10 protein-coding genes are annotated in these 6,437 nt (G+C 43.1%); 7 read left to right on the forward strand and 3 right to left on the reverse strand.

Annotation, left to right across the window (positions count from 1 at the left end):
• Positions 1-218: 218 nt before the first annotated feature.
• On the forward strand, positions 219-338 hold the full coding sequence (psbX, locus tag BGL89_RS07685; RefSeq protein ID WP_002759073.1) for a photosystem II reaction center X protein: 120 nt from the start codon (positions 219-221) through the stop codon (positions 336-338).
• Between the two features lie 43 nt (positions 339-381).
• On the opposite strand, the gene BGL89_RS07690 is transcribed toward psbX, so the two are convergent.
• Together BGL89_RS07690 and BGL89_RS07695 are read right to left on the reverse strand one after the other, a co-directional pair.
• Positions 382-1,029 (reverse strand): ComF family protein, encoded by a 648-nt coding sequence (locus BGL89_RS07690; protein ID WP_286825205.1) that lies wholly within the window; start codon positions 1,027-1,029, stop codon positions 382-384.
• The gene (locus BGL89_RS07695) at positions 998-1,297 is read right to left on the reverse strand and encodes a DUF1816 domain-containing protein (protein WP_286825206.1); all 300 of its coding nucleotides are present in this window, start codon (positions 1,295-1,297) and stop codon (positions 998-1,000) included. Before BGL89_RS07695 ends, BGL89_RS07690 begins: the two co-directional genes overlap by 32 nt.
• Positions 1,298-1,552: 255 nt before the next feature.
• On the opposite strand from BGL89_RS07695, the gene BGL89_RS07700 reads away from it, so the two are divergent.
• The 5 genes from BGL89_RS07700 to BGL89_RS07720 all read left to right on the forward strand — a co-directional run bounded on the left by BGL89_RS07700 (position 1,553) and on the right by BGL89_RS07720 (position 5,029).
• Positions 1,553-1,912, forward strand: coding sequence for a ferredoxin thioredoxin reductase catalytic beta subunit (locus BGL89_RS07700; protein ID WP_002760795.1), 360 nt, complete (start codon positions 1,553-1,555; stop codon positions 1,910-1,912).
• A 9-nt stretch (positions 1,913-1,921) separates the two neighbouring features.
• Positions 1,922-2,347 carry a DUF309 domain-containing protein gene (locus tag BGL89_RS07705; RefSeq protein WP_286825208.1) on the forward strand — a complete coding sequence of 142 codons (426 nt, stop codon included), beginning with the start codon at positions 1,922-1,924 and terminating at the stop codon, positions 2,345-2,347.
• A gap of 153 nt (positions 2,348-2,500) precedes the next feature.
• A complete protein-coding gene (locus BGL89_RS07710; RefSeq protein ID WP_286825210.1) occupies positions 2,501-3,001 on the forward strand; it encodes an LptA/OstA family protein in 501 nt (166 codons plus the stop codon).
• A gap of 97 nt (positions 3,002-3,098) precedes the next feature.
• On the forward strand, positions 3,099-3,827 hold the full coding sequence (gene lptB / locus BGL89_RS07715; RefSeq protein ID WP_002797884.1) for an LPS export ABC transporter ATP-binding protein: 729 nt from the start codon (positions 3,099-3,101) through the stop codon (positions 3,825-3,827).
• 32 nt (positions 3,828-3,859) lie between these two features.
• A complete protein-coding gene (locus BGL89_RS07720; RefSeq protein ID WP_286825212.1) occupies positions 3,860-5,029 on the forward strand; it encodes an LptF/LptG family permease in 1,170 nt (389 codons plus the stop codon).
• Positions 5,030-5,065: 36 nt separating this feature from the next.
• Here BGL89_RS07720 and rsmI read toward each other — a convergent pair whose 3' ends face one another.
• Positions 5,066-5,905: a 16S rRNA (cytidine(1402)-2'-O)-methyltransferase gene (gene rsmI, locus BGL89_RS07725; protein WP_286825213.1), complete on the reverse strand. Its 840-nt coding sequence runs from the start codon at positions 5,903-5,905 to the stop codon at positions 5,066-5,068.
• A 232-nt stretch (positions 5,906-6,137) separates the two neighbouring features.
• Here rsmI and BGL89_RS07730 point away from each other — a divergent pair, with 232 nt between their 5' ends.
• A complete protein-coding gene (locus tag BGL89_RS07730) occupies positions 6,138-6,254 on the forward strand; it encodes a photosystem II reaction center protein I (RefSeq protein ID WP_002732356.1) in 117 nt (38 codons plus the stop codon).
• Positions 6,255-6,437 lie beyond the last annotated feature (183 nt).

Consider the following 6,437-nt stretch of genomic DNA (forward strand, 5'->3'; position numbering starts at 1 on the left):
GGGTTCAACTCAATCGAGCCATTCACTACCGCCCACTCAGGGGATTCAAACCAATTTCATTTTAACATAAAGCCGTCCTAAAAGGACGGGGTTTTAACCCAAATTTTCGATAAAACCTGCGATCGCATTTATCTGGTCGTGGAACTGGGGGTCTTCTCGCCCAAGGTGATAAGATAAAAAACTAAGTCTTTGAAAATATGACAAAGGATTTATCTATCATGACACCCTCTTTAGCTAACTTTCTCTGGAGCCTTGTTTTAGGTGCGGCTATCGTCCTGATTCCTGCCACTATCGGTTTGATTTTCATTAGTCAATACGACAAGATCAAACGGACTTAATTTAATCTAACTCTAAATGCCCAGACCGATCCGTCTGGGCATTTTAGCTAATTTTGGAACTGGCAAGAGCGATCGCACCGACTACCCGATATCCCTCCGTTTGTAAAACCTGCACAGCTTCCTCGATCGTGGTTCCCGTGGTATAAATATCATCAATTAAGAGAATCGGCACTGATTTCGGTAAATTTTTCCCCAGTTGAAAAGCCGCTTGCATCGTCTTTTTTCTCTCCTCGGCTGCCAGACTAAATAAGGCTGCCGTGTTCTTAATCCGAATTAATCCGCGACTAGCCAGAGGATAACCGGTTAAACGACAAAAACCCTCGCCAATAGCTTCTGCTTGATTAAAACCCCTTTCCTTTAACCTTTCTGGGTGGAGAGGGATAGGAATCACCGTCAAGCGTTTATCGGTGAGGGGAGGACGAAGCAGCCAAGTTTCCCCCATGCAACTGCCTAGCAAAGAGCCGAGAGCGGGATGGCGATCATATTTCATTTTAGCGATCGCCTGTTTTAATTTACCTTCATAGCGTCCCCAGATAAACAGGGGAATAGAACCACGCCAGAGAAAAAGCGGGTTATTCTGACGATAGGACTGTAATTGTCGCCCACAATCACGGCAAAGCTCTCGCTCGCTCTGCCGTTGACAAAGAGGACAGGGAGACTTAAGAAATAAAGCGAGAAAAGGTTCGAGCATGGGAAGCAAAAGTTTTAGCTAGATCCTGATTTCCGTCGTCAAAAACGGTCAAATAATGGGGATTACTCCGCTCGATCGAAAGACTGATTCCTTGCGCTCCTTCGGACTCTATATCTTGTAGATAACCCCCCTGATGCTGTTGTGCTTCCTCAAAAGAAGCAAAGGGACCAAAATAGTAAATACAGTGGGGGGAAAGGGAGGTAATTTTCAGCCACCAAGGGGTATTATCGTCAGAAATTTTCTTTGTCTCCAAGAAAGATAAAATCATGTTCTGGTAGTGATAGGGTACAGGGATTGCGGGAATCAAGGATAGGTTTTGAGGAACTTTGCCCCCATAATTCCCATTTGCCGGCCAAAAAATACAGCTTCTGGCCAAAGAGAGTCTTTTTATCGTATTAGAGTAACAAGGGGATCGGTCGCAAAATCGAAAGAGATTCTAAAAATTCCCCTCAGCCAAGGGGAAGCGGATCGAGATAGGATAGTAAAAAGTTTTTTTTTAGAAAGCTAAGGGGATCAGATAACTATGAGCCAGATCACAGACACAGATAAGAGTCTTGAGGCGATGAAGAATTTTGCCGAACAGTACGCTAGACGTACAAATACTTACTTCTGTAGCGATCTCTCGGTGACAGCCGTAGTAATTGAGGGATTAGCGCGTCATAAGGACGAATTAGGCGCTCCTTTATGTCCCTGTCGTCACTACGAAGACAAAGAAGCGGAGGTAAAAAATACTTTCTGGAATTGTCCCTGTGTACCGATGCGGGAACGGAAAGAATGTCACTGTATGCTATTTATTACCCCCGATAACGAGTTTGCCGGGGAAGAACAGATAATTTCCCTCGACTATATCCAAGAAGTCCGCGAATCGATGAAGGGGCATTAGTTTAGGGTAATGACAGCCACCGCTTTTGGCCAAGGAATCGACGAATTTAATCGCCAGCAATTCTATGCTTGTCATGATACCCTAGAGGCTTTGTGGATGGAGTCCGCAGAGCCAGAAAAAACCTTTTATCAAGGCATTTTGCAGATTGCTGTCGCTTGTTACCATCTAGAAAATAATAACTGGCGCGGAGCGGTAATCCTTTTGGGAGAAGGGGTTAGACGTTTACAACACTATCAACCCGATTACGAGGGGATCAACGTGACGCACTTGGTCGGGGAGAGTTTGGATCTATTAAACTTTTTACAGAATCTCGCTCCCCAAGCTTTACCGGCAGTGCTAGAAGGGATGAAAAGCAATCAGGAACATCCTCACCCCCACCTCGATCGATCTATATGTTCTCTGCCGAAAATCCTCAAAAGTCATCCTGTCCTCTAAAAAGCTAGATTAGTTAGTCAATACAATTACATCTAAGTAGGTGGGTGTTAAAAATTGTCAGCACCCCCCTTATCAAGGGGGGTTTAAGGGGGGATCAAAGACAAAATCTATCTTCAATTTAATTGAAACCATTTACTTATAGGCGACATTTCTATGAGAGCAAGATACACAAAAATCAGAGGATGGCTAGTTTCCCTCGTTTCTGCTGGCTTAATGGTGGGATTGGGCAATTCTCCCCTAGTCAAAGCACAGCAGAATATTGTACCCGGTAATGCTATGACAGTGCGATCGGATATTCAAGAGGCAAACTCAAAAACGGGGGTAATTACTGCGAGGGGTAACGTACAAGTGTTCTATCCTGCCCGCAAAATGCAGGCCACTTCCGCCCAAGCTCAGTATTTTAGCCGCGAACGTCGTTTAGTGATGACGGGTAACGTTTACGTTTTGCAGGAAGGCAACAGTATCCGCGCCGAAACGATGACTTATCTAGTCGATGAGGGCAGATTTATCGCTACTCCCCAAACCAGTCAGCAGGTGGAGTCAATTTATTTAGTCAAAGATAACGAAACTTCCCCCCAACCGGCTGCTTCTCCGACACCCGCACCCATACCTTCCCCTTCCCTCCCCGCTGCCCCAATTATTAACCCGCAGTGATTGGGAGTCAGTAGTCTCCGAGACAGAATTCAGGAGTCAGCTTTTTTTCTCCCCACTTCCCCATCCCCCATCCCCCAACCCCCATCCCCCGATAAAGATGACTTTAGTATTAGAAAATATCCATAAATCCTACGGTAAAAGGCTCGTAGTTAACCGGGTGAGTATTACTGTGGCCCCGGGAGAAATTGTCGGGTTATTAGGACCAAATGGTGCGGGGAAAACCACAACTTTTTATATCGCCACGGGATTAATTAAACCGAATCAAGGGCGCGTTTGGCTCGATCAAAAAGAAATTACCAAATTACCCCTTAATCAAAGGGCGCGTCTGGGTATTGGCTATCTGACGCAGCAGGCCAGTATTTTTCGTTATTTAACTGTATCAGAAAATATTCAGTTAGCCCTAGAACAGTCGGGGGTTCCCTTTTCCCAACGGGCAAATCGTCTCTATGATTTATTAAAAGAATTTCGCCTCGATAAGATTGTTCGCACTAAAGGAGCCTACGTTTCCGGAGGAGAAAGAAGAAGGACAGAATTAGCTCGCGCTTTAGCGGTGGGAGTCAACGGACCGAGATTTTTATTATTAGATGAACCTTTCGCCGGGGTGGATCCGATCGCTGTGTCCGAGATTCAAGCGATGATCGCTGGTTTAAGGGATCGTCAGATGGGAATTTTAATTACCGATCACAATGTGCGAGAAACTTTGGCTATCACTAATCGGGCTTATATTATGCGCGAAGGGCAGATTTTAGCGGCGGGAAGTGGCGAAGAACTTTATAATAATCCTCTGGTGCGTCAGTATTATTTGGGTGATAATTTTTTCCGATAATTGTTATTAATAAAAAATCGCTGCATTATATCATGAAAGTTAGCAATTGGCAAGGAAATTTAAGTAGAATACCCGGATTTAGCATCTTAGACCGCTATATTTTTGTCGAGTTATTATTGCCGTTTTTATTTGGTATGGGTTTATTCACTTCTTTGGGAGTGGCGATCGGTACTTTATTTGATTTAGTGCGACGGATTACTGAATCGGGTTTACCTTTTACTTTGGCCTTAAAAATTCTCTTATTAAAAATGCCAGAGTTTATCGTTTTAGCCTTTCCCATGTCGATACTTTTAGCGGCTTTAATGGCCTACAGTCGTTTAGCCAGTGATAGCGAATTAATTGCTTTGAAAAGTATTGGAATTAGTGTTTATCGCCTCATAATTCCCGCCATTGTGCTAAGTTTAATAGTGACGGGATTAACCTACGTTTTTAATGATTATGTGGCTCCAGCTGCCAGTTATGAAGCTAATGCTACCATGACCAAAGCTCTGCGACCAAATCGCAAATCTTTTATTGAAGATAATATTATTTATCCTGAATACGGCAAAGTGCGGCCACCGGATGGAGGGGAAGCGCAAACGGTATTAAGAAGGTTATTTTATGCTGAAAGATTTAACGGTCAAGAAATGCTAGGTTTAACCATTCTCGATCGCACCCAACCGGAAGTTAATCAAATTATTACCTCAGAATCAGCTTCTTGGAATATTGAAAAAAATATCTGGGATTTTTATAACGGCACAATTTATCTAATTGATCCTAAGGGTTCCTATCGTAATATTGTACGATTTCAACATCAACAATTAGCCCTACCTCGTACCCCTTTAGATTTAGCTTTTCGAGGCCGAGATGGTTCAGAAATGACCCTAAGACAAGCGCGGGAATATCTAGGAATACTGCAATTAAGCGGCAATCCTACCAAAATTAGAAAACTACAGGTTCAAATCGAGCAGAAAATATCTTTACCCTTTGTTTGTTTAGTTTTTGGGATGATTGGGGCAGCCTTGGGATTACGTCCGCAAAATGCTAATAAAGCCACCAGTTTCGGTATTTGTATCGTCCTAATTTTCTCCTATTATCTCCTATCTTTTGTCACCAGTTCCTTAGGCATTGGCGGAGTTTTAACCCCCTTGATGGCCGCTTGGTTGCCCAATATTTTAGGATTAACTGCCGGGGGAATTTTGTTACTTCAATCGGCTAAGTAATCGAGGGTTAGCGGTGGGAATAAAAATTGATAATCATCAAATTTCTAAGGCTAATTTGTATAAACGACTGCGGGACAAATTAGTAACCTGTGCTAATTGTCTGCTGGCTTGCGATCGATTAACTCCTCCTTCGATAATTTGTTTTAATTCCCGTTTTAATTCCTCGTCGGATAATTGGATAGTATCGAACCGATTGTTGCCCATAACTACGATAGTAAATTCCCCTTTAGGAGTTTTATTCGCCAGATATAAATTAATCGCCTCGGCGACAGTTCCTCGCCAAATTTCTTCGTAAAGCTTGGTTAATTCCCGACCTAAAACTATCTTTCTCGTGGGTCCGAAAGTTTCTCGTAAATCCTCCAAAGTCTTAATAAGTTTGTGAGGAGCTTCATAAAAAACCATCGTTCTCGTTTCAGTTTTTAAACTCTCTAAGCGCTCTTGTCTCAGCTTTTCCTTACCCGGAAGAAATCCTTCAAAACAGAATCTTTCCGTGGGTAATCCCGACACCGCTAAAGCAGTAATTACCGCCGTTACTCCGGGGATGGGAACCACTTCGATCTTAGCTTCTATACAAGCTTTAATTAACTCATAACCTGGGTCAGAAATCCCCGGCATTCCTGCATCAGTAACCAAAGCGATATCCTGACCTTGGCTGAGAATATTTAATAACTCATCGAGACGGGAAAGGCGATTATGTTCGTGGTAACTAATTTGAGGGGTTGGAATATCAAAATGCTGTAATAATTTCCCTGTGTGTCTGGTATCTTCGGCAGCAATTAGAGCGACTTTTTTGAGAGTTGCCAAGGCCCGCAAAGTCAGATCGTCTAAATTGCCGATCGGCGTTCCCACCACATACAATTTACCGAGATTATTCATAAATTGGCTAAAAATAGGCTATTTAGTCGTATTTTCAGTGATCAGTAAACAGTAAACAGTAAACTAAAAACTCACATCTGCTCACTGATAACTGATAACTGCTCACTGATAACTGATAACTGAAGACCGATCGCTTTTCTCTGTTCAGGGATCACTCAAATAGGGTAAAGTAGGTCAAGGTATGCTCACCCCTGTCAATGCAGTAATCTAGTCTAAGGAGAACGTCTTAGTAATGTTAACCCTAAAAATAGCCGTTTATATCGTTGTTTCCTTCTTTGTCTTACTTTTTATCTTTGGCTTCCTTTCCGGCGATCCTACCCGTAACCCCGGACGCAAAGACTTTGAGTAGAAGACAATTGACAAACCGGTTCTAGGGTAGAGGCACAGGGAACAAGTTATTAAACTTTCCCTGTCTCCCTAGAAATAATGATCATGGTAGTATCATCGGAAATTTTGGGTCTGAAACCCCGCCGTTCTAGGTTGGCTTTACGTTAGAATTAAAAGGCCAGTCTCGAAAACCAAGTGGACGGCG

Origin of the sequence: Microcystis sp. LSC13-02 (assembly GCA_002282935.1) — a bacterium.
Lineage (GTDB): Bacteria > Cyanobacteriota > Cyanobacteriia > Cyanobacteriales > Microcystaceae > Microcystis.

What these genes read in the sequence shown, in the direction of transcription:
- BGL89_RS07730 (WP_002732356.1), top strand. Translation starts at nt 6,138, where the DNA reads ATGTTAACCCTAAAAATAGCCGTTTATATCGTTGTTTCCTTCTTTGTC.
- lptB (WP_002797884.1), top strand. Translation starts at nt 3,099, where the DNA reads ATGACTTTAGTATTAGAAAATATCCATAAATCCTACGGTAAAAGGCTC.
- BGL89_RS07720 (WP_286825212.1), top strand. Translation starts at nt 3,860, where the DNA reads ATGAAAGTTAGCAATTGGCAAGGAAATTTAAGTAGAATACCCGGATTT.
- BGL89_RS07710 (WP_286825210.1), top strand. Translation starts at nt 2,501, where the DNA reads ATGAGAGCAAGATACACAAAAATCAGAGGATGGCTAGTTTCCCTCGTT.
- rsmI (WP_286825213.1), bottom strand. Translation starts at nt 5,905, where the DNA reads ATGAATAATCTCGGTAAATTGTATGTGGTGGGAACGCCGATCGGCAAT.
- BGL89_RS07700 (WP_002760795.1), top strand. Translation starts at nt 1,553, where the DNA reads ATGAGCCAGATCACAGACACAGATAAGAGTCTTGAGGCGATGAAGAAT.
- BGL89_RS07705 (WP_286825208.1), top strand. Translation starts at nt 1,922, where the DNA reads ATGACAGCCACCGCTTTTGGCCAAGGAATCGACGAATTTAATCGCCAG.
- psbX (WP_002759073.1), top strand. Translation starts at nt 219, where the DNA reads ATGACACCCTCTTTAGCTAACTTTCTCTGGAGCCTTGTTTTAGGTGCG.
- BGL89_RS07690 (WP_286825205.1), bottom strand. Translation starts at nt 1,029, where the DNA reads ATGCTCGAACCTTTTCTCGCTTTATTTCTTAAGTCTCCCTGTCCTCTT.
- BGL89_RS07695 (WP_286825206.1), bottom strand. Translation starts at nt 1,297, where the DNA reads ATGATTTTATCTTTCTTGGAGACAAAGAAAATTTCTGACGATAATACC.